Raw genomic sequence first — 25,649 nt, 5'->3', positions numbered from 1 at the left:
AGAGCGTGACGGTTTTCAGGTTTTTACGGCTTCTGTTTTTCGCGGATTAAGGAGCGAAGAAACAGGGGCCGTAAAAATGAGGCAGCGGACAGAAATATTTTCGCGGGTTAAGGAGCGAAAATAATTCAGGCACCGCGCCTCACCTGCAAACAGCCGCGCCCACGCGGATTTTGCAGGCTGGGGGGAGCCGGATAAATTTCGCCGCCCCAGCGAGCGAAAAGCTGTCGCCCACGACAGCGGTTTATTTGGGGGGCATCGCCCCGCACACCGTCGCAGCTAAGTCTCCGGCCAAAAGCCGGTAGCGTGGCGCGACCACCCTCTTTAAAGGTCAGCTTCCCTTTTATTCCCGCTACGAGGAACGAGTAAAGGGAAGAAAAAGGCGAAAGCGACCGTCTTAAAGGGGGTGGTCGCGCGTAGCGGGCGACGGTGTGCTGCCTTTGACCCTGGGGGTTTTGGCGCGGCGTCCAGCCACGACATTGCCCCCATGTGACAGGCAATAAGGGCGTCCAGCCCGCATGTACTGGCGCACGCCGTTTCGTGCAGGGAAGCATGCTTTCCTGCACATGGCCGCACAGCGACCACCTTCTTTACCCCATACGTTCGCCCCGCCTTTTCGCCCGACACCGTGGGGCGAACTGATGGGGCGATGTCATGGGGCGAATCGCTGACGAAGGAGGCACGATGATTTTAAATAAGCTTACCGCTTCACTGTCGCCGATAGTGAACGGGATGCTGGCACTGCTCGCTTTTGTGCAACAGCAACAACTGATACTGGCGTTATTAGCGGGGCTGACGATGCCGTTTTTTACGTCGATGAAAAGCGATGAACGGCAGAAGGCCCCGTTATGGAAAAAGCTGATTATTGCTTTTTCGCTGTTGTGTTTTATATCTGGCACAATGGCCCCGATAGTTATCGGATCCTTTCAGTGGCTGTATAAAATCAGACTCACCAGTGATAATACGGTACTGGCGTGGGCAGTACGGATCACTTTCACTGTGACCGGGATTATTTTTCATATTATGCTTCGCCGGGTATTCACGCCTGAACTGGACAGAATAAAGAAACGCCTTGTTAAAAAAACCACCCTTGAACGGGAATTGCGCACCGATGTCCGCACCGTAAAATCCCTGCTGCCGGAAACACTGCATTATAACCCGCTGGATTATATCGACCTGAATAAAGGTATTTTTACTGGTATGGACAGCGAGAAGGAGCCGTTGTATCTCCCGTTAAAGGACTGGCAGAAACAACACGCGGATATTATCGGCACCACAGGAGCCGGTAAAGGGGTTGCTGCTGGTATATTGCTTTATCAAAGCATTCTGGCCGGTGAAGGTGTGTTTGTTATGGACCCCAAGGATGATGAATGGGCACCGCATCTTTACCGCAAAGCCTGCGAGGATGCAGGCAAACCCTTTGCCTTAATCGACCTGCGAAAACAGCAATACCAGTTAAATCTGATTGAAGATATCACGCCCGATGAACTGGAAGAATTGTTTGTTGCCGGTTTCAGCCTGGCGGAAAAAGGGCAGGAATCGGATTTTTATCGCATTGATGACCGAAAAGCCGCACGTATGGCCGCGCAATTTGTCAGTGATAACCCATCGGCAACTCTCCGTGATGTTTATAACGGTGACTACGTTCAGAGCATTGCCGAAAAAATCAAAGCATTTTTCGGTAAGATTGAAGAGCTGGCATTATTAAATGCCATTAATTCACCGGAAGGTTTTTCACTTCAACAAATGTTTGATGAAGGCGGCTGTTGCTATGTTATCGGCTCCATGCGAAACAGCAAAATTATTACAACCCAGCGCATGTTACTGGTTCGCCTGTACCAGTTAGCAGAAAGGCGCGACCGTGTAACAAACGTTCCCCGCTCCATAGCTATTTATCTTTCCGAACTGAAATATCATTTATCCCGGCCAGCGCTGGAAGGTTTAGGTGCGGCGCGGGATAAAGGCGTGCATATTATTATGGACCACCAGTCCATTGCCGATTTAAAAGACTGCCCGGCAGATTTGAAAGGTGATGCCGTTGTCGGTGCGGTCGTTGAAAATGCCAAATTCAAACTGGTTTATCGCGTCATGGACCCGGATACGGCGGAATGGGTGGCAAGAATGTCAGGCACTATTCTGGTGGATGATGAACTCCGTAAGGCTAAAACGGATAATATGCTGACAGAGACCATCGACAGTGAGCGCACAATCCGCCAGGCCGAACGTTACTTTATTGACAGTAACATGATCCTGAACCTGCACGATTTTGTCAGCTTTATCTTTACGACAAAAACGCTACCTTCTGCCTCACTGATTTCACCGATAAAGATCAGAAAGAGTCAGCTAAAAATCTTCTCGGTTTCCCCTGATATTGCCGCATCGGCGGCACCGGTGAAAATCGCACTGGATTTTGACGAGGATGATAAACCATCCATACAGGATGTGATGACAACGCACCCGGATCTTTTCTTCAACGAAAGCGAAGTCAAACCGGCAGAGCCCCAACCTGATGAAGGAGAACACCTGTCCCCGCTGGATTTTTAAGGAGCGGTTATGCTGATTTCTACATATCAAGAGCGCCAGACACGCAACAGAGAAAAAATAAAACAACTGCTGAACTTCCTGAAAGAAGAAACCTACAGCGATTTCAAAACGCTGATGCTGCTATTTGGTTTCCGGGATCATAAATCGCTTTATTCGCTGTTGGCAAAAACTGAGCAAATGGGGTTAATCCAGAAGCATGTGCTTGAATCACGGACAATGAAGATTTCATTATGGGGGATCACCAGCGACGGGCTGGCGGTGGTGTTAACTCCGGATGATAAAATCTTTCCCGCGAGGTTTGAACCGTCCAGAATTACCGGCTGGACGCTGGAGCATCATCTTGATAATCAGGCCGCCAGACTTATTCTGGAGAAAAAAGGTGCTTCGGGATGGATTAACGGCGACCGGACCACTTTTATCAGCAAGTATCAGGTAAAACATCGCCCAGATGGGTTACTGACCCTGCCTGACGGAAAAGTTATTGCCATTGAAACCGAGCGCCGCCTGAAAACCCGGGCCCGTTATCAGTCGATAATTGCCAGTCACCTGCTGGCCCGTACCCGCAAGAACTGGATTTATGTTTTTTATGTCATGCCTGACCCACAGAAAAAACGGGCACTTGAACTGCTGTTTGACAGCATCAGACACGTCATCATCAACCATCAGCACGTCCCGCTGGAAGAACGCCACCGTCGGGTGTTTCGCATTTATACCTTTGATGAACTGAAACACCTTTCATTAGGCAGCTATACGTAAGCTTTTATTCAGGTCATCGTGATGGCCTCACCGGCCTGGCGGCGATACCGCCAGGCCGGAATTTTTTTTATTCCACTGCGAGGCGCAGACTGTCCGGTACTCGCTGTGCTGCGTTCCGCCTCAGTCTGCGCCCTGCAGCGTTGCCGGTTAAAACCATGTAACCGCATTCCCTTGCGGTTGTCCGGCTCCGGCCTCAGAGTTTATCCATCAGATAACGATGCGCTTTGGAGGCGGCGCTGGCCGCTTTAAAAATATAACGCTTGTCGTTTTTCAGCGCTTTCAGCCAGGAAGCAATATAGCTTTCATGTTGTACCTCTCCCTCAATCCCCAGTTCCGCCATCAGAAAAGCACTTCCCAGCTCCGCCACCAATTCTTCCTCTGCATAATCTGCACTGCCAAACTTCCCTTTCATTTCACGGTTCAGGCGTTTTTTACCACCACTCCAGTGAACCAGCTCATGCAGGCCAGTAGCGTAGAAGTTAGCCGCATCCGAAAACAGATGGCGCGCTGGTAACCAGACTTCATCAGAGGATGGACTGAAAAAGGCATTTTGTCCTTTCTCGATGATGCTTGCGCCGCTCTTCCTGAACAGATTTTCAGCATGCGGCAACGGGTCAAAGGTTGCTTCCGGGCTGACTGTTTCAGTTGTCAGGGCCAAGCCGTCGATTTGCTGAACGTTAAACACGGTGAAAGTTTTAAGCATCGGGATATGGTCAATTTCTCCTGCGTCGTTTTCCTTCTCCAGCGTGGTGTAGAAAATGGCCGTCGTACCATGTTCGCCCTTGCGAACCTGTCCACCTGCTGTCTGAGACTGTTTGTAGGTCATCCAGCGGGAATCACTGAAACCCTGTTTTGACGCACTGCACCACAGCAACATGATATTCATGCCGCTGTAGGGTACGCCGGTGGCATAATTGGATGGCAGACCAGACATGCCCGATACGCGCTGCCACGGGCAGGACCACGGTTTTACACCGGCTTCCAGTGCTGTGATGATGTTGTCGGTAATGGTCTGATAATTATCTGTTCTGGTTTTAGAAAATTTCGTTTTTGAGGAGCCTGACGGGTCCAGCGGGGATACGCTGGTCGTCGCTGCGGCGTTAGGGGCTCTAGTCTGGGTATGCAGGGAAATCTTCATGGTTTTTTCTCCGTCAGTGTGTGATTTTCGTCTTCGTATCGCCTGACGGTTCGCTTTCCCGGCATCGTTCCGGCCAGCAAGGGCGCAGCATGCGTGCCATTTACCCTTACGGGACGGGTTGTGTTGGGAAAAGATTAACCGGAAGCAGATACGGAGAACGAAAAGCGCACGAGAGAAAAAAACTTGCCCCTGCATAGCCGGGCGCAGCGCCCCTTGCTATGCAGCGGTGAAAAGGGTTTGAACTATTGAATGAATAACTGCACCGTAGCAATACGCATGCAATCAAAACCATCATAATTTATTGATTTAAAAGATTTTTCAAGCCACTCCTTGAGAGTGAAAATTCTGATTGATTAGTGAAACAATTGGTTAGAGAATGTAATTATTCACACAGAAATCCTACTGAAAAAAATAAAGAGACAGTAATGAGTATGTTAATCTGGAAGAAAAAAAATAATGCTAAACACTTAATCTTGTTTATACATGGCTTAAAAGGCGGAAGTGATACGTGGGCAGTTGATAAGATCACATCCTTTCCACAGCTTATATGTGAGGATGAAGATTTTTGTGATGCCTTTGATATAGCTTGTTTTGAGTATTTCACTAATTTTACGAATACCTACGGTAAAAGTAGAAATCTACTTGCCAGGTTGTTCACATCACTAACAAAAAAAGAAGTCAATCTTCCTGTTGATGAATTATCAGAGTTACTTGTTGGTGAATGTCAAATAAATTTATCCGATTATAGTAATATAATATTTGTCGCTCACAGCATGGGAGGTTTAATAGCAAAATCATGCATTATTAAAATGCATGAAAGAGATCTTTCTCACAATATAACTGGATTTATTTCACTTGCTGTTCCTCATTCGGGGTCAGAAACTGCTTCATGGGCTAGTATGGTTTCATCAAATGTCCAGCTTGGTGATTTAAGTGTATTTAGTAAAGAAACAGATTCTCTAAACCGCAGATGGGTAAAATTGTCTAAACTCCCTGAGTTAAAGTTTTTGTATGGAAGCTACGATAGTATTGTAGTTAAAGCCAGTGCAATTCCTGTTCAAGTTTCTGCCAAAGAGTCTATAGCTGTTCAGGAGGATCATTCGACAATTTGCAAACCAAAGGATAGGGATTCTAATGTTTATCTTATCGTTAAGAAACTAGCTCTTGAAATACATAACAAAACGGAACTAATTTCATCTTCACCAGAATTTAAAGATGATAAGCAATATGACAATGAATTTTTTGTATTGAAAATGATAGTCGCTGATGTACATAGTGATATATCAAAACATGCTAAGGAGTATTATTATAATGCAGAATTGGCCAGAAATATTTTCACTAGCGATCGAGATAGAGAAACCTTAAGTGTTTTGTATAGAAAAATAAGGGAGATATATCAAACACAGTATCATGACTCTATAGCAAATCATAATACAGCAAACCAACTCTTAGCTGCAATACACAAAAAAATAGAAGATGAAGATAAGGTTAAATTATCATCTCTTCTTGATACACTTGATAGTGTACATAAGAAAGGAATGCTGCATCAGCTTGCTAATAAGCTAGATAGAGATATAATTTGGTCCCCAGACACATCTCTTGACTCTTTGAATAGTTTAAGGGGGCAAAAATGATTTCATTACCTTATATTCCTCTTGATGAAGATTTTAATTTGAATGTTGCTCTTCTGATTATTTTAATTCATACGCTAAGCAAGAATAGAAATGATGTTCTATTGTTGGATAGAAATAAAATTCAAATATTTTTATATTTGATTAAAAACCCGTCAAAACTTGAGGCTGTAATGATTTTGGCAGGTAAACAAAACACATCCATTGATATGACAGAAACTTATACAATTAAAAGTCTATCATTAAACGTTGATATTCTTTTCAGCACTCCAAAAATAAAAACACTTTTGAAAAAAGTGTCGATACTGGGATGGCTTCGTGTAACAAAGTCTGATGGTGCAACTTATTTTAGTTTAACAACTGAGGGTGAACGCGCTTACGAGCAGTTTGGCGGCGAATACTTTAACTCAGTGAAAGCTTATACCAAATCACTGGATAAAATAAAATCACTAACCTCCAGTAAATTAAATTCCATTCTGAATGAAGTATTCAAGGTGTCAAAATGAAATCCTATTTAAGAATTGAACGATTAATCCTTGTTGGTGTACGTAAGAATTACATTGTCAAGTTTGAAGATGGATTAAATATTATACATGGTGATTCAGACACAGGAAAATCTAGTATTTTAGAGTTTATTAACTATTTACTTGGCGCCAGTAAAATAGAGTTGGCCGATGAGATTATATCATCTGTTAATTATGCGGCGTTAGAGGTTATAATAAATGATTCTGCCTATACCATAGTTAGAGATATTTACAAACCACAAAATTTCATTGAGGTCTATCAGTGTCCTTTCGAGAGGAGAGAAGCATTCATTTCTAGAAAATATGCTCCTAACTTCTCTAATAACAATGCCCCAGATGGATTCTTTTCTGATTTCTTAATGGATGCATTAAATTTCCCCAAATTAAAATTAAAAGTGTCACCCACTCAGGTGACTAGTCAATTTAAGCGGTTAAGCTTCAGAAATATCATTAAATATTCCTACGTCAATCAAGATGATATGGGAAGCAAGTCTCTCTTGGGAATGACTGACTGGGCTAAATATACGTATACTAAAGAAGTTTTCAAATATATATATAACGTACTAGACACTGACATATCCGATATTGAGCAACAAATATCAGATAAAAGATCTGAATTAAACAACTTGCGTAAAAAGTATGAACATGTTTCGGAGTTTTTGCGAGAGACAGGTTATGAAAGCATCCCATCAATTGATGATGCAATAGAAGAATGTGATTTAATCTATGATTCGTTGAACATTGAGCTTCACTCATTAAATAGTAGTATGATGGCAAACTCTGACAATTACAATCAGTTTAAATCGTACCATTCAGAATTCAACCTAAAAATAAAAATGATCGTAAGAAGCATTGAAGAAATAAATTTAAAAAAAGATCAATACATTAGACTTAAAAACGATTATATTAATGACATAAAGAAAATAAAAGCAATTCATTTGGCTAATGAAAAAATTGGCCTTACCCAAGATATTAAATGTAATTGCCCTATTTGTGATAATATAATTACCATTGAGAACGGTGAAGGTGGATTTATCAAATCCAAACCTGAGTCTCTCGATGAAGAATTATTATCATTAGAAAAAAGAGAAAAATCCATTAGCGATCTAATTATTAACCTGACTCATGAACATAGGATTTTGCTGGATGATAAAATTCAACTTGAAGCTGATCTGAACAAAGTCAGTGGAATGATAGATACAGAAGCAAAACAGTTTATTACTCCATTTCTCACCCAACGTGATTCTTTATTAAAAGAAATAACATCTGTAAGTAAAAAAAGAGAGGCTTTAGTATCAAGCTTAAAAGTTAGAAACCGTCAAGAGGAACTTTTAACCAAGCAAAAAAGCCTTACAGATAATATAGAAACTCTTACAGAAAAACTTAACGACTTAAGAGTTAATGCTCCTAGCATAGATGGTATATTATCTTCTTTAGGGGATGATTTGATGATTTTTTTAACCGGTGTGAAAATAAAAAATAGAACTGGGATAAGTATAAGTAAAAAACATTTCTCGCCCATTGTAAGAGATAGAGACTATTTTAATATTACATCTGGAGGTTTAAGAACTATTATTTCCATAGGGTATATGTCATCAATATTAAAGAGCTCTATTGACTCAGACATAAACCATCCTCGTTTTTTGATGCTTGATACTATAGGTAAGTATCTCGGAAAAAACTTGAAGACGAAATATGCATCCGAGACCAATATAATAGATGATATTGATGAAGGAATTTCTGATCCAGAAAAATATGAAAACATCTATAATGCACTCATAGAAATAACCAATTATGCGCAGAAAAAAAGAAGCCCGTGTCAGATAATTGTTGTAGACAATGATGTCCCTGATAAGCTTTCTGACAGATTAAAAGCTATAACTGTTGCTCACTATAGTGCAAATAAGGAAAACGGGTTACCTGTCGGACTAATTGATGATGTCATTTACAAACATTAACTACTTTAGATTGAGGGATGCTAAACTTTGGTTTTCACTGTGATACTTACAGGAAAACCACAGGGATGCCATCATTCCATTGCCGCACCCCAGCTCGAGGATATGGCTACCTCAGGCTCTCTCATAATCCTGCGCTCCGGACGAATATCTGTTCTGGTGCAGGGAGCTTTAATGCCCGGAATAACATTCCTCATATGTGCCGGGGAGATAGTATTTGCCATCAGGCGAGGGTCTGGTTCCTCCCGGTCAACCATTCATGCCCCGCAGACCGTTTTCCCCGGCAAGTCTGGCTCCGCCGTTGGCATCATTTGTACGCTACAGTTTGCACCCGTCCTTTGAGTCACTCTGCCCGGCATAAGTCAATGCTGAAAATGCCAGGGTATACAGCATAAAAAAATCAATATCTTACTCATACTTTATCCTCTTTCCGCACTCATCATCTGACCGTTATCGAATCAGCCTGCTGTTCAGTCACTTTCAGCCCCGCCCCCGCGAGTGCGGTACAGAGAGCATCACTGATGGTCATCCTGCCTTTAACGGGATTACCCCTGACCGGGGCCGTCCTGCTGAGGTCTATCCGGATAAAACACCCGGTCCCTTGCGCCAGTTGCTGATCTGTTTCATCAAACCGGGAAAACTGATATCGTAATTCGCAATGGTGTAACATTTGCCTTCCGGCACATGAGCATCCGGGGAAGCATTGCATGAAATAATTAAGAAAATCGATTGACCGATAACAATTAGACTATTTTAATGGGCAAGCAATTAAAGGCAACAGAATAATTTAAATATATCCGATTAATTTCCTTATTGTTATGACAAAATATAAAATCGACTACAAAAAAAGGTTCAACCTATGGAAACAGTAGATAGGTCAACAATAGATTTTATTAGAAAAATCATCCATGAGCTAGAAATAATAGGTGATTGGAACAGAAGATTTCATTGGAACTTTCTAAGAGAATTTCCTGACGAAAAGAATATAGAATCTTATCTTGAAATAATATTTAAACTTGAATCGATGATCGAATTTCATTTGGAAACGCTCTTGCAACGACAAGAAAATGAAATACTAATAAATGGAAAAAATACTAAAATAAATTTAAAACTCCGTTACCATTTTATCATGATGTTATTGATATCATTCCTATTTACAGTGATGCTATCTTACTTGAAGAACATAAGCTGCTTGTGCCTCAATAATCAATACCCAATATATGTTATCTCCTACAAATCCCAGGTACAAAAGAAGGTGTTGTGGTTGAAAACCATAACTTTGGATATCACTTCCACTATTGCAAGGTAAAAAAAAGGACATTAGAAAGAACCAATCTTTTATTGACTTTTGATACCGTTTTTAAAAAAACAAATAAGAAACCAAAGCCTGATCTATTCGGTGAATACCATGCAGAAGGGAAAAACAAGAAAATAGATATGGAAACAATTGGGGACAATAAACGATATCCTATATATTTAGTTTGTCATGATGCAGGGCAAAAGAGAGGATTGAGTAATTTTAAAACGCCTAGCAACAAGTCAAAATTGTTTATTACAGGTTAATTTAAAATAAAACTACCCCTTATGAATTAGGGGTGGTTTTATTAAAATATTATCATCCCTTGTAACAAGGGATACAAATGAAGTACGAGTCCAGTCAATTTGAAGAGCCCGCTCAGGGAAACCTGAGCGGGCTCTTGCTTTGGTTTGATTGGTGAATCGCTAACAGACTCAAATTTTATCCATCAAATAACGATGCGTTTTCGATGCCATGCTGGCGGCTTTGAAATTAGAGCGTTTATCGTTTTTCATCGCTTTTAACGGGTAGCAAACCATCTTTCGGTCCAGTTTCAGTCGCAGGTGATGATTTACCTGTTCAGTGGACTAAATTATGGAAGATGCATTGTGCCTTTGGTTCAGCATTGGAAGGTGGCGCAATTATCGGCGTTTTCTTTTGCTGGCTGTCCACAGATTCGATCACGCATTTATTCCCGACTACCATAAACCGGCCCCTCGCATTCGCGCCTCCAGTTCATCCAGAAATGGGGAACGCCCTAGACGCATAGGGCCGTTGCGACCATCAACAAAACCGGAATACAGCATATGCACCTCATCCCGTGCGCGGGTCAGCCCCACATAGAAAAGACGACGGCTTTCGCGCAGCTTCTCTGGCGCCTCATTACGCCACGGCAAATTCCCCAGATCCAAACCGACCATGATGACCACGTCATATTCGCAACCTTTGGCTGAGTGAAGCGTCAGCAAATTGAGGTGTTCAGGTGAGCCGTCACGACCACCTAGGCTCGTTATGTCCAGCAGCGCCAACGCACCGCCTTCGGCAAGTGCTGCAGTCATGTGTTCCAGTTGCTCAGCCTGATCAGAAAGTGCCGGTTCAGTAGCCAGCAGGGAATCAACGAGTCCGTTGCGCAACGACACGACAAAATCGCACGCAGGTTGCTGGTCGGTGCGAAGTGCCCAAAGCAGCCTAGTTAACTCCTGTCCCTTGCGCCGGGCGCATGCATCATCCAGTCTCGCCCGATGAAATGCCAGATAACGGTCTATCAATCCACGCAGTTGAGGGCGCCCAATACGCCAACCACCAGCACACCATGCCGCGCAATCCTCCACCCAGCTCGTCAAGGCAACCTTGCGATAAGGTGCTGCGGTGTCCACACGAATGTAATCAAAACCGCCAGCGGTCACCGCATCGGCCACCACATCACCGGCACGGTAGTCCTTGTACAGAATGGCGATGTCACCCAGCGTTCGACCCGGCTTAGCAGCTAACGCAGTTGGAATAATCTGCGCGACAGCATGGACAGCCTGATCCTCCAGACCATCCGGACACAGCTGGAACGCAATGGTTGTCTGGCGGTTCGGGTCGCTTGCGCGATAACCACGAACCTCACCCAACACCATCTCAGATGCATTGACGATGCCCGTTCCTGATCTATAGTTCAACTGAAGCCTGACTGTTTCAACGTCTCTCCTGCTTGCCAGTTCCATGAGTAACGCACCATCGGCACCAGTGAAACCGTAGATCGATTGGTCTGCATCACCCACAGCAAATAAGCGTACGCCACCCTCGAAAGCCAGGCGTTTGACTATACGGTGGAGCGCAACGCCCAAATCCTGATATTCATCAACCGCAAGGATCGGAAATTTCGCCTGTACCAAGGGTAGAACCCAGTCATGCTCGACGATCAGACGCTGGCCGAATACCACCATATCGTCGTAGTCGATTAGCCCTTCCTGCCGCAATGCCGCTTCGTAGGCCTCGGCCCAGGCAGCGAGTTCCTCCTCTGCACGCCAGGCAACACTGTTGCGGTTCAGCACCGAACGGCGATGTCGTCCGAGATCAATAGCCTTATAGGGATGGTTTGGGCCAAAGAGACGGTCACCAGATTGTCGAAGTAACCGCTCGCTAGCACGCTGAGAAGCTACTGAAAGCGGAAATGGGATTGGCAAATCGGCCAGTCGTCCATAGGGCATCAACAGATGGCGCAAACAGAACCCATGGACGGTTCCGATAAAGAGATTCGGTGCTTCTCTGAGCCCCAGCGCTTCGAGACGACGGATCAGCTCGCGAGCACATTCTTGGCTATATGTGATACATGCCGCGCCACGTGGAGCCTGAACATCCTCGGCCAGGATTCGGGCCAGCTTCAGCACGAGCGTCTTGGTCTTACCACTACCTGGCCCGGCGAGTACCACGCAATGCCCACGGGATTCATACGCGGCTAACTGGCCCGGATTCCCGGCCAGCTCGGCAGCCTGAGCCAAATAGGCTGCACTGACACTACGCAACGGCATCGCGGATATGCTCCAGTGCTTCGCGAATGTAATCCGGACAAACATCCTCCGACACCGAAGTTGCCAGCGCCTGGGCGAACCGCCCTTTGCCAATTCGCTCAATTAGTTTCAACAACCGGGCTATATCAAGCTGGTCCGTGTCATCCACCCATGCCTGTATCCGATCTAAGGTAACTTGCGCCAGAGATAGTTCCCGCTCAATGACCGACTGCATGGCTTCGGCCAGTCCACCGGTAAACAGCTCAGGCTCCAAGGTGATCTCATTGACAAAGCATCCATACACCCCGGCACGTGCAATCACTTCATCGGTATCCATATCATCATGGTCAACATCTCCCTCAAGCACGTCTAAAATATTGATAAGTCTCCTACGAACCAGCGGCTCTCCAACCGCCATAGGATCGCGGTCTGTCAAAATCACATGCGGAATATTAAGCCCCCGTGGCCCCAGGAGCTTCACATACGGAGTGAAATTTGTTCCACCGATCGAGCACACCGTGATCCCAAGCATATCGAGGGGAATATCAAGAGCATCGGCGAATGCAGGGACAAGAAAGCGTTCAGCATCCCCTTCCACTAGGATCACCCCACGTGAAAAGAATATTTCGCCGCGGGTGACGTCGATATAGCGCTGCAGATCATCTTCGTCCCGCTGCGTAAACGGTGCGTTCGCCGTTGAAACAGCAATAGTCTTCTCGTCCTCTGCGTCATGACGCAGCAGAACGATAGATCTGACAGGCGTGACGCTGGCAATATGTGGGGAATGGGTGGTCAGGATCGTTGTCAGCGGTGCCCTTTCATCACCATTCTCCCCGTCAGTACCCAGGAAATAACGGTAGACTAGGCGCTGTACGTGCGGATGCAAATGTGCCTCAGGCTCCTCGACGACGAAAAACGTATGGTCTCGCTCTCCGTCATCAACAAGACGATCAAGTTCGAGGCTTTTCAGAGCCAGAAAAATCAGATTAGCTGTCCCCAAGCTGGCATCGCCAATGCCCCGAATGCCACTGTCGAGCAGCAAACGCAGGCTACGTAGCAGCGCATCAACGCGAGTCGGTGCAAGTCCGAGCGATACCGGAACGGCATGTTGCTCACCTGCTATAGCAATCAACCGTTCGCTAATTCGTTCGGCTGTCGCCACCACCTCATCATGCCCAGCCAGTTCCCGCTGAGCCTCATCGACCAGGGTTTGAATCTCCTCACGATCCTCCTCGTCCAGAGATGCGGAAAGTTCTTCAATAAGCGGCCTCAAGGGTGAATTGCGCCAACTTGAAAGATCCTTCTCAGCATCACGCAACGCGCCTTGAACATCGATGGGCAACATACGACGAAACGCACCACCAATATGCATGTCAGGATCAGCACCACCGAAGATCACATACTCATAATCTTTTAACGATTCTGGAGCTCGATTTAACTCGGTTTTGGGCTGAAAGCGATAGGTAAGGCGGGCCACCATCGGAGGCCCCGGATTAAGGACACAGTCATTCAGATGAGCCATCAATCGGGGATCGTCAGTGAAATCAGTGAAATCTACTGAAATTTCAATGGTCTCCCCCAATTTGTCTTCGCCCAATCCATCCCAAAAATGTTCAAAACCCAGTTGACGGTCACGCTCAGACAACGCTGGGTCAAGAATCAGTTGCAGGCCGCGAATAAAATTGCTCTTGCCAACCTTGTTTTCACCAACAATAACAATACTCTCACCCGTTTCAACATCAACGTCGGAGAAGTTGGCGAAATTAATTAACCGGATTCGGGAAATCCGCATTACTGCCTCCCTATCTTTTTGATTATCTTCCAAAATAAGAGTAGCCCTCAAACCGCAAGAGACTGCCTAGCACGACCAAATCTGCTGAGGGGTGCAGTTGCGATCAAAACGGTTTTGGTCATTGCACATTTTTTGCTAATCAAATCTATTTGTCCGACGAAGGTAACAGTTCATCGTAACAGAGAGCTAAACCATGCCTATGATCCATCTCACAAAGTGGCTTTTTGTCGTCACTGCCTTGCTCAGTGGCTGCGCGACAACCTCCTCGCCTCTCTTGCCTTCGCCCATTAAAGAGATTTCTCCGGTTCCTGAAAATGCTGAGCCCGGTTTTATTCCGGGCGCTACCCTCTTTAAAGCTAGCACCTGATGTAGCGCAGCACGACCTGATATTGCAGGTAATCGGCGTGGCATTGCCGGAAAACTCCCGCGCTACCGTTGGTGACGGTCTGCAAGGCGCGCTAAGGCGAAGCGGCTATCAGACTCTATTCACTGTCACTGCCCGCGGCACACTTGTATCCGGCCTAATGAGCCTGAGCTACGCATTGCTCACATTGGACGGGCCATCCTGGGATTTGGAGAACAATGAGCTGGCACGACAGGTCATACCCTGGCGATACGGCACAATATCAACTGGAAGCAGATCAATTTTTCTCAGGGCATTAGGTATAATGATTCTAAACCCTCATGTCTATAGCGTGCAAACTGCCTCCTATACTGCTGAATATTTTAGGGACTCAGCTTGGCGGGGAGTGACTTTCTTCTAATGAAAATATTACTTACTTAATGTCGTAAAAAAATTATTCTCTTGGGGATATACGCCTTCTTTGTCCACTAAATATTATTCGACCATACAAAAACAGCCTTCAATATCAACAGTTAGATACCAACTATGATGATATCTTTAGTGGAAAACTGCAAGATGCGGTTTATCAATGCCACAGGGTAAAGGGACAGTAACTTATGGTACTCGAAAGATTACCACTAGTGGGAATCAGGATTTCAAATAACAAGATATGTGCAAAGATGCCCACTTCTAATACTTAAAAACTGTCCCACACAGGATAGAGTCTTGACACTTGCATGGCTACATTTCATTTTTTAATACAAAACCTATACTTATACATTTCAAAATGTCATAATAATTAAAAGTTTCAGTCTGTTAACTTACAATGAAATATTCAACCCAAAAAAATTTTTTACGGAAAATCTAGCAGAAAGAGTCCTTAAATGAAAAACAAATTTAGCATTTGTTATATTATAATAGATAAAAATGAGGGAGAGTCTTTTTTTTTAAGATCTTCTAATTATCTACTTAAATTATCACCCTTATTAGAAAAGATCAATAACTTACCAATAAGCATACCAGAATTACTTTGCGAGAAAGAAGAGAAGATAAAAATAAGAATTAGCGGCATACATCCCGGAAGAATAATACATTTCATTGAAGATTATAATGAAATTGAAAACTTACCTTATGTTTTTAAAGTTGTTTTCATAGATGAAAGGTTCACCAAGGCAGTGAAAAAATGTGGTACTATACTATATATCTCAATAAATAAAGATATTGCAATTGAGAACACCCTTTCACATGAAGAAATTAATATTGATGTACTGAGGAACTTTTTCTTCTCCAAAATTAAAGAACAAGATTCTGTTTATACCGACCTACCTGATACTTATAAACGAGAACACATAGAAACCGATATTAAAATAGACGAGAATATTTCTACCTTTTGCAATATAAAAACATTAGAATCAATCAATCTCTTTTTTAACCCTAAAGTCATTTGTAATAAAGACAAAAATGAAAATATTGAAACATCAATCAATCTTATAAATAAAATTAAGAATAAAATAACAAGCAACATGCACATAGAATTATCGATACCAAGTGTAGACTATTTAATCACTGACTTTACCATTGATCTAGAGTATTCTATAAATGCAAAGAAATACTCAAAGCATGCATTAATGAGAAACCAAACCATAGATTACGAGCTGATTTCCGACTCAATCTCATATGCTAAAACATCAACAGACATTGATAGTTCATATTATAACAATCATATTGCTGAATATCGGAATGAGTTATATTTCAACAGTCTAATATCATCCATTTATGCTTCATCGACTTTAACTCCTGAAATAAAAATAAGAATATGTAATAATGATCTTTTTAGCCTGGTTTCAGACATAGGTAAAAACATTAGAAATAGTAATATATCAAAAATACAAAAAATGATGAAGATTTTCTCATCTAAAGTAATTGATAAATCTGACACTATGTTTGATTATTTTTCTAAAACATCAAATAAGCAAATAAAAATAATATCAAACTTCCCTTTGGAATGGACTAATGTAAATGGCCTACCGTTGATGATAAGGCATAACACAAGTCGTATATTCAACACCCCGGGATTTATAAAACAAAACATTCTTCTCAATAATAACGAAGTTTCAATAAGCCTAGATAGTTTTAAAAAAATATTAGTCATCAGTTCCTTTAAAGCTGGGGAACGTATAAGTAATGATATAAAAAATGAATTGCATCGGGTAATAAAAGAATGCAACGACCCTAGTATTAATTCAGTAGTAAATGAAAAAGTTTCTAAAAAAGGGTCTTACATCCCGAACTTTGAAATGGAAGTAATATTTAAAGATGTCACAAATAAAAATGAGCTAGTGGATTCTTTGAATTCATTTAAATTCGCTCTTGTAATATTTGATATGCACGGTGGCCATGATTATGATGGGCATGGATTCCTTGAGCTATCAGGTGAAATTTTGTATCCTTATGAGTTAATGGGTTTAGCTAATATCCCACCAATAGTCGTATTAAGTGCTTGTGATACAAGCCCAGCCGATAGAAATCATTTTAATGCAGCAAATGCTTTTCTATGTGCAGGAGCAAAAACGGTACTGGCTAGTACATACCCCATATTAAGTAGAGATGCGGCTATCTATATAGGCCGATTATATAAACGCCTAAGATACTATCTACCTGAAAGAATTTTATTCACTAAAACAAGTTTAAGATGGTCAGAGTTCATTACGGGACTTAACCGCCGAGTTTATTTCGATTATTTTTTAATGTACATTTTCAGAAAATATAAAATTAATGATAAGTCCATATTAATAGAGTTACGGAATTATATAAATATCGCATTAGAAAATCACCCTCACGATTTTTTAGATGGAGTTTATTATTTCTTTGAAAATTTAACAGACCTATCTAAAAATCAAATTAGTGATGAACTTAATAATCACTTCTTGTTTGCTGAATGCCTGAACTATGTGCAAATAGGCTCTCCTGAAAAAGTTTTAATTTATGCAGAAGATCTAAGCATAGAATAAAAAACTTACTGATATAGGATCTGCAGATAAAAATCACCTGCAGATCTTAGAATCCAAACGAGGTAGGTTCAGGCCGTACAACAACCCAAGTTTCATAAATTAAATAGCGATAACCAAATGTACAAAAATGATCACCAGCTTCGATTGGTGGTCATTCTGGTGGTCTTGACAAAAAGGAAATTCAGGATTAGCTTAATTATTAGCCAGTTACTGGCAAAGGCGATCCCAGTCAGAGAGTCAAATTCTTGTTTTCATGTCGCTTTGCGAATCCCTGTACGATTTTGATTCAATAAGTTAGCGTGAAAAGCCTTCCCGATTCGTATTCAGTTTACCCCCCGCATCGGGAAAAAGTGGTCGTCAAATCTGGGTCATTTCAGTTCGATTGTGGAGTGATCGCCAAATGCCCCCCTTAACGACACGAAAACCCGCAGCCTCAAACCTTCTTGTAAAGCCTCTGATTGGTCTGTAGCTGCGTGTCCATCCAGACGGTTCACGTCTTTGGTATCCCAAATACCGTATCAACGGTAAAGCATCCCGTCCTGGCTTAAGTGCTTACCCTGTTATGTCGCTGGCTGGTGCCCGACAGCAACGCGAGGGGATCCGTAAGTTACTGGCTCGGAACATTAATCCCGCTCAACAACGCATTTTCGGCCACGGAATAACTACGTTCGATTATCTGGCGGACAGCCTCTTCTTAATTCGGGAGTAAAACGCGGTGTACCCATAGATTTCTTCAGTGCTCAAACTACAGGGCAGATTTGTCTACGGCTCGGGGCGCTCCAGTCTTGTCCATTTCTCAAATGCCAAAACTTTTGGTTATTAATAGGGAAAGGTTTACTCACGTCGGGCGCAGAGAGGTGTTAACGTCGCACCATATTGATTTGCTGCGTCACGAATGCGCTGCGGAAATACTCGCGCAGCGCCGCCATCGCCGGGGTTAAGTGGGCGTCATGACGCCATGCCAGGCCGACGCTCATCGGGTGCACATGGTTCACCAGCGAACGGGTCTCAATGCGCCGCCCTTCCAGCGACCACGGGCGATAAACCAGGTCCGATAAGATAGCAATCCCCGAACCATTAGCCACCATGCTGCGCACCGCCTCGACCGAACTGGTGCGCAGGATGACGCTCGGGCTGGCTCCGGCCTCTTCCCAGTAGCGCATGGCACTGTCTGCGGCTTCATCCACCGTGAGCATAATGAAAGGTTCCCCGGCCACATCCTCCAGCGTCACGTGCGATTTTTCACATAACGGATGCCGCGATGGCAGCCACAAGCGGCGCGTAGAATTAAACAGGGTTTCGGCATAAATCGACTGATGGCGTAAATTGCCAGTCAGCACCAGTGCCATATCCAGCTTCTGGTCAACCAATCCTTGTTCAATATCCTGCCGCTCATACTCAAACAACTGGATATCAATGTGCGGGTAATCCTGCGCCAGCCGTTGCAGATGGAACGGCAGAAAATAGCCAATCACCGTGTAACTTGCCGCCAGGCGCAGCGTGCCTCGCACACCCGTGTCATTAACCGGCATACTACGCACGGCATTATCCACGGTCTGTAACACGGTATAGGCATGGTTAAGAAAATGGTTCCCGTAGTCGGTCAGCATCATGCCGTGCACCGAGCGGGTAAACAGCTTCTTGCCCAATAGCTGCTCCAGCTCCTGAATCGCCCCGGTGACCGCCGACTGAGAAATATTGAGATGCAAGGCCGCCAGCGAGATCTGCCCCATTTCGGCGGTGGCAACAAAATAACGAACCTGGCGTAATGTCAGCATCTCTGCCCCTCTTTTTATTTAAGCAAAATGTTTGCCCATGAGCGTTCTGTTTTTCTGATATCAGACTATCTAAAAATAATACTTTTCGGATACAAATAAATCTTCATATAGTGAATTGACGTCCCCAACGGAAATAAGAAATTATTATGATGAAAACGGTCGATATCAACTCCGATATAGGAGAAAGTTTTGGCTCATGGATAATTGGCGATGATGTTGATAATGAACTTATGACGATAATCAGCTCCGACAATATTGCCACCGGGTTTCACGCTGGTGATCCCAGTATTATGCGAAAAACTGTCGAGTCGGCCAGAAAAAATGGCGTAGCCATTGGCGCACATCCGGGATTTAATGATTTACAAGGATTTGGTCGCCGCCATTTATCTATTCCGATGGACGAACTGGTTAACGACATTATTTACCAACTGGGTGCATTGCGGGAATTCGCACGTTTATACTCCTTGCCATTACAGCATATTAAACCGCACGGCGCGTTATATATGCACCTGGCGCGGGATGAAACGGCAGCGCAATGTTTTGTTGCCGCCCTGCATCAACTCGACGCCGGCCTCTATCTTTACTGCATGGCGGGCTCCGCCGTCTGGCAGGCAGCGCAGCGGCTGGAGCATCCGGTAGTCACCGAGTTTTACGCCGACAGAGAGTATGACGATCAAGGGCTTATTGTCTTCACCCGCAGTACCGGACGTCTTAATGTGCAGGCGATCACCGAGAAAGTGTTAATGGCCTGTCTGGAGGGGAAAGTCAAAACCGTTACCGGCAATACCATCCCGATTCGTTTCGATTCTATTTGTATCCACAGTGATACGCCCGGCGCACTGGAAATTATCAGCTCGGTAAAAATGGCGCTCATTAATGCAGGTATAAACGTCTGCTCACCGGGTATGGTTTAATCATTCCCGCTTATCTGGAGAGAAATACGATGTCTGATATTGAAATTTTTTCGCCATTGCCAGGTATTTTTTACCGGCAACCCTCACCGGAGGCTGCACCTTTTGTTAAGGATGGCGATAAAGTCGAACCCGATACCATTATTGGTTTAATTGAAGTGATGAAGCAGTTCAGTGAAATATTCGCCGAGACTCGCGGCATAATAAGCGCCATCACCATACAAAATGGTGATGCCGTCGAACCCGGACAGGTGATCGCCATAATAAAAACCGATAACGAATAATCACTGCGGAGGATTTATGACGGGGAAAATAAAAAAATTATTGGTCGCTAACCGTGGGGAAATAGCGGTGCGTATTATTCGTGCTGCGCAAACACTGGGGATCCCAACGGTGGCGGCATGCAGCGAGGCGGACAGCGAAAGCCTTGCGGCAAAACTGGCCGATGAGGTGTGCATTATCGGCCCGGCACCTGCCGCGCGCAGTTATCTCAACATTAATGCCTTACTGGATGCCGCCGCGCAAACCGGTGCAAATGCGATCCACCCTGGCTACGGTTTTCTGTCGGAAAATGCCCAGTTCGCCGAGCGGGTTGAACAGGCCGGGTATATTTTCGTCGGCCCCGACGCGCAAACCATTCGCGTGATGGGCGATAAAGCCGCAGCCCGCCGCACAGCAGCAGAAGCCGGTGTGCCGGTCGTTCCCGGCTCCCGGGTGCTGGAAACGGTACAGGCAGCGCAAGTTCGCGCCAGCCAGATCGGTTATCCCTGCCTGATTAAAGCCGCAGCCGGTGGCGGTGGTCGTGGTATCCGCGTGGTAGAAAATGATGAGGCACTGGCGCGGGAATTCCCCGTTGCCCAGAGCGAATCGAAAGCCGCTTTTGGCTCAAGCGCAGTCTATCTCGAGCGTTTTATCGCCCGCGCCCGTCATGTTGAAGTGCAGATCCTCGGCGATGGCGAGCGGGTGATCCACCTGTTCGACCGCGAGTGCTCGTTACAGCGCCGTCGGCAGAAAATCTTTGAGGAAGCGCCCTCGCCTGCCCTGAGTCCTGCCCAGCGGGCCGCGCTCTGCGACAGCGCAGTGCAACTGGCGCGGCACCTACGCTACCGCGGGGCAGGCACGCTGGAATACCTGTTTGATGAAACGCGCGGCGAGTTCTGGTTCATTGAAATGAATACCCGTATCCAGGTGGAACACCCGGTAACCGAGATGGTAACGGGCATCGATCTGGTGCAGTGGATGTTACGCATTGCCAACGGTGAACCGCTAACGTTGGCGCAGTCGGATGTGCACCTGAGCGGCAGCGCTTGCGAAATGCGCATTAACGCCGAAGACCCCGACAAGAACTTCTTCCCTTGCCCTGGCCGGATAGACGCAGTGGTGTGGCCGGGTGGCGAAGGGATCCGTGTCGACAGCCATGTCTTCAGCGGTTACAGCGTTCCCCCGTGGTATGACTCCTTGCTGGCGAAGGTAATTGCCTGGGGCCCCGATCGCGCCGACGCGCTGGCCCGCGCCCGCCAGGCACTCGGCGGGCTTGAACTACGTGGCATCAAAACCACCGCCCCGCTGCATCAATGGCTGCTGCAACACCCGCAATTGCAGGCGGGAGAATTTACCACCACCACCCTTGAGCAGTGGCTGGCGGAGCGCGACAGTGCAGCCACGCCGCCGCTACAGGAGAGGCGCTATGGCCAATAATCCGATTCGCTACTCGTTTGGCGGAGATGAGCATCTTTTTGCCGAAATTGACCAGTCAATGTCGTTAAATGCTTTTTTCCACGGCCTGACACTGACACGGGCACTGGAGGCATGCCAGCTCCCCGGTGTGCTGGATATTTGCCTGGCGAACGCCTCTTTCCAGGTACGCTTTAACCCGGACGTGCTGGCACCGCAAACGCTGCTCGACAAGTTGCAGGCGCTGGAAGCCGATAGCGAAGCCGACGCAACGCTGGCGACACGCATTATTGAGGTGCCGGTGCTGTACAACGATCCGTGGACACACGAGACGTTAATGCGTTTTCGCGATCGCCATCAGGCACCGGAAGGCAGCGACCTCGACTATGCCGCACACATCAACGGTTATGCGGATAAAGACGACTTTATTGCCGCGCACAGCGGTACGCCGTGGTTCGTGTCGATGGTGGGTTTTGTCGCCGGATTGCCGTTTATGTACCAGATGGTCGGGCATGACAAACAGCTCCAGGTACCGAAATACCTGCGCCCGCGTACCGATACGCCCGGGTTATCCCTCGGTCATGGCGGCTGCTTCGGCTGTATCTACTCGGTGCGTGGCGCTGGCGGTTATCAGCTGTTTGGTATCACGCCAATGCCGATCTATGATCCGGCGCAACGTCTGCCGTATCTGCAAAGCGAAATGGTGTTCTTCAAAGCGGGCGACATTGTGCAGTTCCGCGCCATCGATCATCAGACTTATGACGACATCAGCGAACAGGTGAAAAAAGGCATATTTTCCCCGCGCATTCGCGATGTGACATTTGTGCTTGCAGACTTTGTCGCCGATCCGCAGGGCTATCCTCAGTTATTGAAAAGGGGGTTGTATGACCATCAATGTGATTAAGCCTGGCCTTGCCACCACGGTACAGGATGCAGGGCGTGAAGGCTATTACCACCTGGGCATTCCCCCCTCCGGCGCATTGGATCCGTATTCAATGCAGATGGCGAACCTGCTGGTGGGTAACGCAGCCGATGATGCGGTGCTGGAGATGACGCTGCTCGGCCCGGAGTTACATTTTTCCACCGATGCGCTGATCGCGGTGTGCGGCGCGGCGATGACGCCGATCGTTGACAATCAACCTGCTGCTGCGCACAGCGCGCTGTATATCCACGCCGGGCAACATCTGCGCTTTGCCCCGGCCCGCCAGGGATGCCGTGGCTATCTGGCGATTGCTGGCGGCCTTGATGTGCCGCGCGTCCTGGGAAGCGGCTCGACCTATACGCTGGGGGCGCTGGGGGGCTTTCAGGGGCGGCGACTGGCAGCGGATGATGTGTTGAACGTGCATCCAGTAAACGCAGATCGCTTCCGCCGCGAGGGGAACACTGTTCCTGAGGCATTACTGCCGGTGCTGGAGAAATCCGTCACTCTGCGACTGGTACCGGGCCTCTATATCCACCGACTGACGGATGCCGCGGTCGATACCTTCTTTGCCGACGACTGGTATGTCAGTACCGAAGCCGACCGCACGGGCTACCGTCTGAAAGGCGGGCAGCCGCTGGCGTTTAACCCACGGACGCCACCGTTTGGCGCAGGCTCTGATCCCTCCAATATTGTCGATGCCTGCTACCCCATTGGTTCCGTTCAGGCACCGGGTGGGCTTGAGCCAATTGTCCTGCTGCGCGATGCGGTGGGCATTGCATTCACTGCCTGACAGTCTGATTGCGCTCTTACTCCTTCCAAAATCTTGCGCTTTGCCATTTGAACTGCTGCTATTTGTACTGTATAGTACAGTACAAATATCTATCCAGACCGGAAGAATAAAATGGTAGCTGACGAAAGAACCTCCGCTCCTAAGCACAGAACTGCCAGAGGAGCCCAACGTGTCCGTGACCTGACTGAGGCCGCCGCCGAGTTGTTCCTTGAACGGGGCTTTGATGCAGTCGCTGTTGATGACTTGATTGCGCGTGTTGGTGGATCACGAAGCACCATTTACAGCCACTTTGGAGGAAAAGAAGGTCTTTTCAGGCATGCAATGATCGACCTCTGTACCGAGGTTGCCAGGCCGCTGGAGCAACTGAACATCGCGGACGGAGAGCCAGGCGAGGTGCTGCCAGTTCTTGGCCGGCAACTACTGAGATCTGCCCTGTCTTCACGCACCCTTGCGTTGCATCGACTTCTGGTCAATGAAGGCCGGCGCTTTCCGGACGTTGCCAGAGCTATGTGGGACGTCAGCTACGGTAAAGCCATCCAAATTCTTTCAGTCTGGATTGCCGCTCAACAGCAGCCGGGAAAAGGATTAGGCCGCGACGTCCCCGCCAAAGCGCTGGCGGAACATTTTGTCAGTCTGGTGGCCGCTAACACCAAGCTTCAGGCTGCGTCTGGACTTCGATCACCAACATTGACTGATGCTGAAATCGAGGAAATCGTTGGTCATGCTGTACAAATTTTTCTTCATGGCGCAGCGGGTGGGCAAACGGACGAAGACAGTAAGAAATGAAACATTTTTTTAACCACGTAGCAACCAGCAAGAAGAATGGAGGTAGAAATGTATGAATACTCAAAGTAGTCAGTCCGGAAAAGAGCAGGCTAATACGAATGCGGCCAATGTAAAAGTTGCCAGCCCGGAAAAAAAACACTGGGCACAACCGAGTTTCTTTAACGACAACGTGCTGCTCGATGCGCTGATCAAGCACATCCTGGGCCTGATGCCCTATGGCATGACCGACTTCGGCGAGGTCATGGACGTGGTGCACCAGCTCAGGGGCAGCGACGAAGAGACCTGGGTCAGTGCCTGGGCCGCGCTGGCGACCCGGCTGCAAGACAGGGCCGAAGATGCGGACAGAAATAACAGGTCTGTCACCGCGGCCAGTGCCTACCTTCGCGCTTCGACGTACTGGCGCTGCGCGTTGCTTTATTTCAGCGACTTCGGGGACAAGCGTATGAAGGAGTACGCAGTCGCCAGCGCATCGTGCTACGAGCGACACATCTCTCTGTCCGGCTATCCCGCCGAACGCATCGAAATCCCCTACGAAGGCAGCTTCCTTCCCGGCTATTTCTACAGATCACCTCATGCTGACGAGAAAGCCCCGCTACTCATCGTCACACCGGGCCGGGATACCTGGGCCGAGGACACCCGGTGGGTTTGCGAAGGTGCGCTTCAGCGGGGCATTCACTGCCTGACCTACGATGGCCCTGGCCAGGGGTTCGCGCTGCGTCTGAACAACCTGACCTTCCGCCCCGACTGGGAGAAGGTTGTCAGCCCGCTGATTGACTTCGCGCTGGAGAAGTTTACGGAGATAGACGCCTCCAATATCGCGCTGATGGGCCTGAGCTTCGGTGGCTATCTGGTGCCTCGCGTGGCTGCGTTCGACAAACGTATCAAGCTCTGCATCACTGATCCGGGCAACATCAGTTGGGGACGTCAAATCATCGCGCAGCTGGAGCGTTTCGCCGACCGGCCGCTGGCCGAGCTTCCTGATCAGTTACGGAATCTGGTGAGTGATTACGCCTGGAAGCATGGCGTGCCCAACTCGATCAAAGATGTAGTGCAGGCCCTCCAGCCCTATGACAACTCAGCCATCCTGGACCAGGTGACCTGTGAAACGCTGGTGCTGGATGGAACCGGCGAGGTCTTCCACGGTGCCAGGCCGTTCTTCGACGCCTTGAATTGCCCCAAGGAGTATCTGTTGTTCGATGAGTCTTCGACGGCGCAGTCGCACTGCCAGATAGGAGGCTATGCCACGGCCACCGAATTCATCTTCGACCGGATTGCAGACCGGCTTGGGCGCGGGTAAATCGCGCG

Annotated in this window: 18 protein-coding genes and 2 pseudogenes; 15 read left to right on the top strand and 5 right to left on the bottom strand. The window is 46.7% G+C overall.

Features of this window, described 5'->3' with window-relative positions:
- The first annotated feature begins 681 nt into the window (after window positions 1–681).
- Both F3I20_RS08085 and mobC read left to right on the top strand, forming a co-directional pair.
- A complete protein-coding gene (locus F3I20_RS08085) occupies window positions 682–2,541 on the top strand; it encodes a type IV secretory system conjugative DNA transfer family protein (protein WP_047955824.1) in 1,860 nt (619 codons plus the stop codon).
- Window positions 2,542–2,550: 9 nt separating this feature from the next.
- Entirely contained in the window at window positions 2,551–3,297 is a 747-nt protein-coding gene (mobC, locus tag F3I20_RS08080) for a MobC family replication-relaxation protein (RefSeq protein WP_047955825.1), read from the top strand.
- Between the two features lie 193 nt (window positions 3,298–3,490).
- On the opposite strand, the gene F3I20_RS08075 is transcribed toward mobC, so the two are convergent.
- On the bottom strand, window positions 3,491–4,435 hold the full coding sequence (locus F3I20_RS08075; protein ID WP_047955826.1) for an ArdC family protein: 945 nt from the start codon (window positions 4,433–4,435) through the stop codon (window positions 3,491–3,493).
- Between the two features lie 425 nt (window positions 4,436–4,860).
- Here F3I20_RS08075 and F3I20_RS08070 point away from each other — a divergent pair, with 425 nt between their 5' ends.
- From F3I20_RS08070 to F3I20_RS08050, 4 genes are all read left to right on the top strand, one after another.
- Window positions 4,861–6,069: an ABC-three component system protein gene (locus F3I20_RS08070; RefSeq protein WP_047955827.1), complete on the top strand. Its 1,209-nt coding sequence runs from the start codon at window positions 4,861–4,863 to the stop codon at window positions 6,067–6,069.
- Window positions 6,066–6,572: an ABC-three component system middle component 4 gene (locus F3I20_RS08065; protein ID WP_047955828.1), complete on the top strand. Its 507-nt coding sequence runs from the start codon at window positions 6,066–6,068 to the stop codon at window positions 6,570–6,572. Before F3I20_RS08070 ends, F3I20_RS08065 begins: the two co-directional genes overlap by 4 nt.
- Window positions 6,569–8,548, top strand: coding sequence for an exonuclease SbcC (locus F3I20_RS08060; protein ID WP_047955829.1), 1,980 nt, complete (start codon window positions 6,569–6,571; stop codon window positions 8,546–8,548). The genes F3I20_RS08065 and F3I20_RS08060 overlap by 4 nt, the downstream gene beginning before the upstream one ends.
- A gap of 1,257 nt (window positions 8,549–9,805) precedes the next feature.
- The gene (locus F3I20_RS08050; protein WP_126981310.1) at window positions 9,806–10,108 is read left to right on the top strand and encodes a hypothetical protein; all 303 of its coding nucleotides are present in this window, start codon (window positions 9,806–9,808) and stop codon (window positions 10,106–10,108) included.
- Between the two features lie 168 nt (window positions 10,109–10,276).
- Here F3I20_RS08050 and F3I20_RS24525 read toward each other — a convergent pair.
- From F3I20_RS24525 to F3I20_RS08035, 3 genes and pseudogenes are all read right to left on the bottom strand, one after another.
- Window positions 10,277–10,366 (bottom strand): annotated as a pseudogene (locus tag F3I20_RS24525) (hypothetical protein); the annotation flags it as partial.
- Between the two features lie 174 nt (window positions 10,367–10,540).
- A complete protein-coding gene (locus F3I20_RS08040) occupies window positions 10,541–12,358 on the bottom strand; it encodes an ATP-dependent helicase (protein ID WP_047955831.1) in 1,818 nt (605 codons plus the stop codon).
- A complete protein-coding gene (locus F3I20_RS08035) occupies window positions 12,345–14,162 on the bottom strand; it encodes an ATP-dependent nuclease (protein WP_425266204.1) in 1,818 nt (605 codons plus the stop codon). Before F3I20_RS08035 ends, F3I20_RS08040 begins: the two co-directional genes overlap by 14 nt.
- Window positions 14,163–15,356: 1,194 nt before the next feature.
- Between F3I20_RS08035 and F3I20_RS08030 the strand changes: the two genes are divergently transcribed.
- Complete coding sequence (locus tag F3I20_RS08030; protein ID WP_058707493.1) at window positions 15,357–17,483, top strand: CHAT domain-containing protein; 2,127 nt, start codon at window positions 15,357–15,359, stop codon at window positions 17,481–17,483.
- A 408-nt stretch (window positions 17,484–17,891) separates the two neighbouring features.
- Window positions 17,892–18,129: pseudogene (locus tag F3I20_RS08025) on the top strand (Arm DNA-binding domain-containing protein); the annotation flags it as partial.
- A 214-nt stretch (window positions 18,130–18,343) separates the two neighbouring features.
- Here F3I20_RS08025 and F3I20_RS08020 read toward each other — a convergent pair.
- The gene (locus F3I20_RS08020) at window positions 18,344–19,261 is read right to left on the bottom strand and encodes a LysR family transcriptional regulator (RefSeq protein ID WP_047955833.1); all 918 of its coding nucleotides are present in this window, start codon (window positions 19,259–19,261) and stop codon (window positions 18,344–18,346) included.
- 146 nt (window positions 19,262–19,407) lie between these two features.
- On the opposite strand from F3I20_RS08020, the gene F3I20_RS08015 reads away from it, so the two are divergent.
- From F3I20_RS08015 to F3I20_RS07985, 7 genes are all read left to right on the top strand, one after another.
- Window positions 19,408–20,175 carry a 5-oxoprolinase subunit PxpA gene (locus tag F3I20_RS08015; RefSeq protein WP_200900453.1) on the top strand — a complete coding sequence of 256 codons (768 nt, stop codon included), beginning with the start codon at window positions 19,408–19,410 and terminating at the stop codon, window positions 20,173–20,175.
- Window positions 20,176–20,204: 29 nt separating this feature from the next.
- Window positions 20,205–20,456 carry an acetyl-CoA carboxylase gene (locus tag F3I20_RS08010; protein ID WP_047063028.1) on the top strand — a complete coding sequence of 84 codons (252 nt, stop codon included), beginning with the start codon at window positions 20,205–20,207 and terminating at the stop codon, window positions 20,454–20,456.
- Between the two features lie 16 nt (window positions 20,457–20,472).
- On the top strand, window positions 20,473–21,870 hold the full coding sequence (locus F3I20_RS08005; RefSeq protein WP_047955834.1) for an acetyl-CoA carboxylase biotin carboxylase subunit: 1,398 nt from the start codon (window positions 20,473–20,475) through the stop codon (window positions 21,868–21,870).
- Window positions 21,860–22,750: a 5-oxoprolinase subunit B family protein gene (locus F3I20_RS08000; protein ID WP_047063026.1), complete on the top strand. Its 891-nt coding sequence runs from the start codon at window positions 21,860–21,862 to the stop codon at window positions 22,748–22,750. The genes F3I20_RS08005 and F3I20_RS08000 overlap by 11 nt, the downstream gene beginning before the upstream one ends.
- Window positions 22,731–23,558, top strand: coding sequence for a 5-oxoprolinase subunit C family protein (locus tag F3I20_RS07995; protein ID WP_223812790.1), 828 nt, complete (start codon window positions 22,731–22,733; stop codon window positions 23,556–23,558). Before F3I20_RS08000 ends, F3I20_RS07995 begins: the two co-directional genes overlap by 20 nt.
- Before the next feature lie 111 nt (window positions 23,559–23,669).
- Entirely contained in the window at window positions 23,670–24,344 is a 675-nt protein-coding gene (locus tag F3I20_RS07990) for a TetR/AcrR family transcriptional regulator (protein ID WP_047063024.1), read from the top strand.
- Window positions 24,345–24,396: 52 nt separating this feature from the next.
- Window positions 24,397–25,641 (top strand): alpha/beta hydrolase family protein, encoded by a 1,245-nt coding sequence (locus F3I20_RS07985; protein ID WP_080346974.1) that lies wholly within the window; start codon window positions 24,397–24,399, stop codon window positions 25,639–25,641.
- The last annotated feature ends 8 nt before the right edge of the window (window positions 25,642–25,649 follow it).

Source organism: Candidatus Pantoea gossypiicola (genome assembly GCF_008632075.1).
GTDB lineage: Bacteria > Pseudomonadota > Gammaproteobacteria > Enterobacterales > Enterobacteriaceae > Pantoea > Pantoea gossypiicola.
The sequence above is the reverse complement of the archived record's forward strand: the minus strand, read 5'-3'. Positions and strand labels throughout refer to the sequence as shown.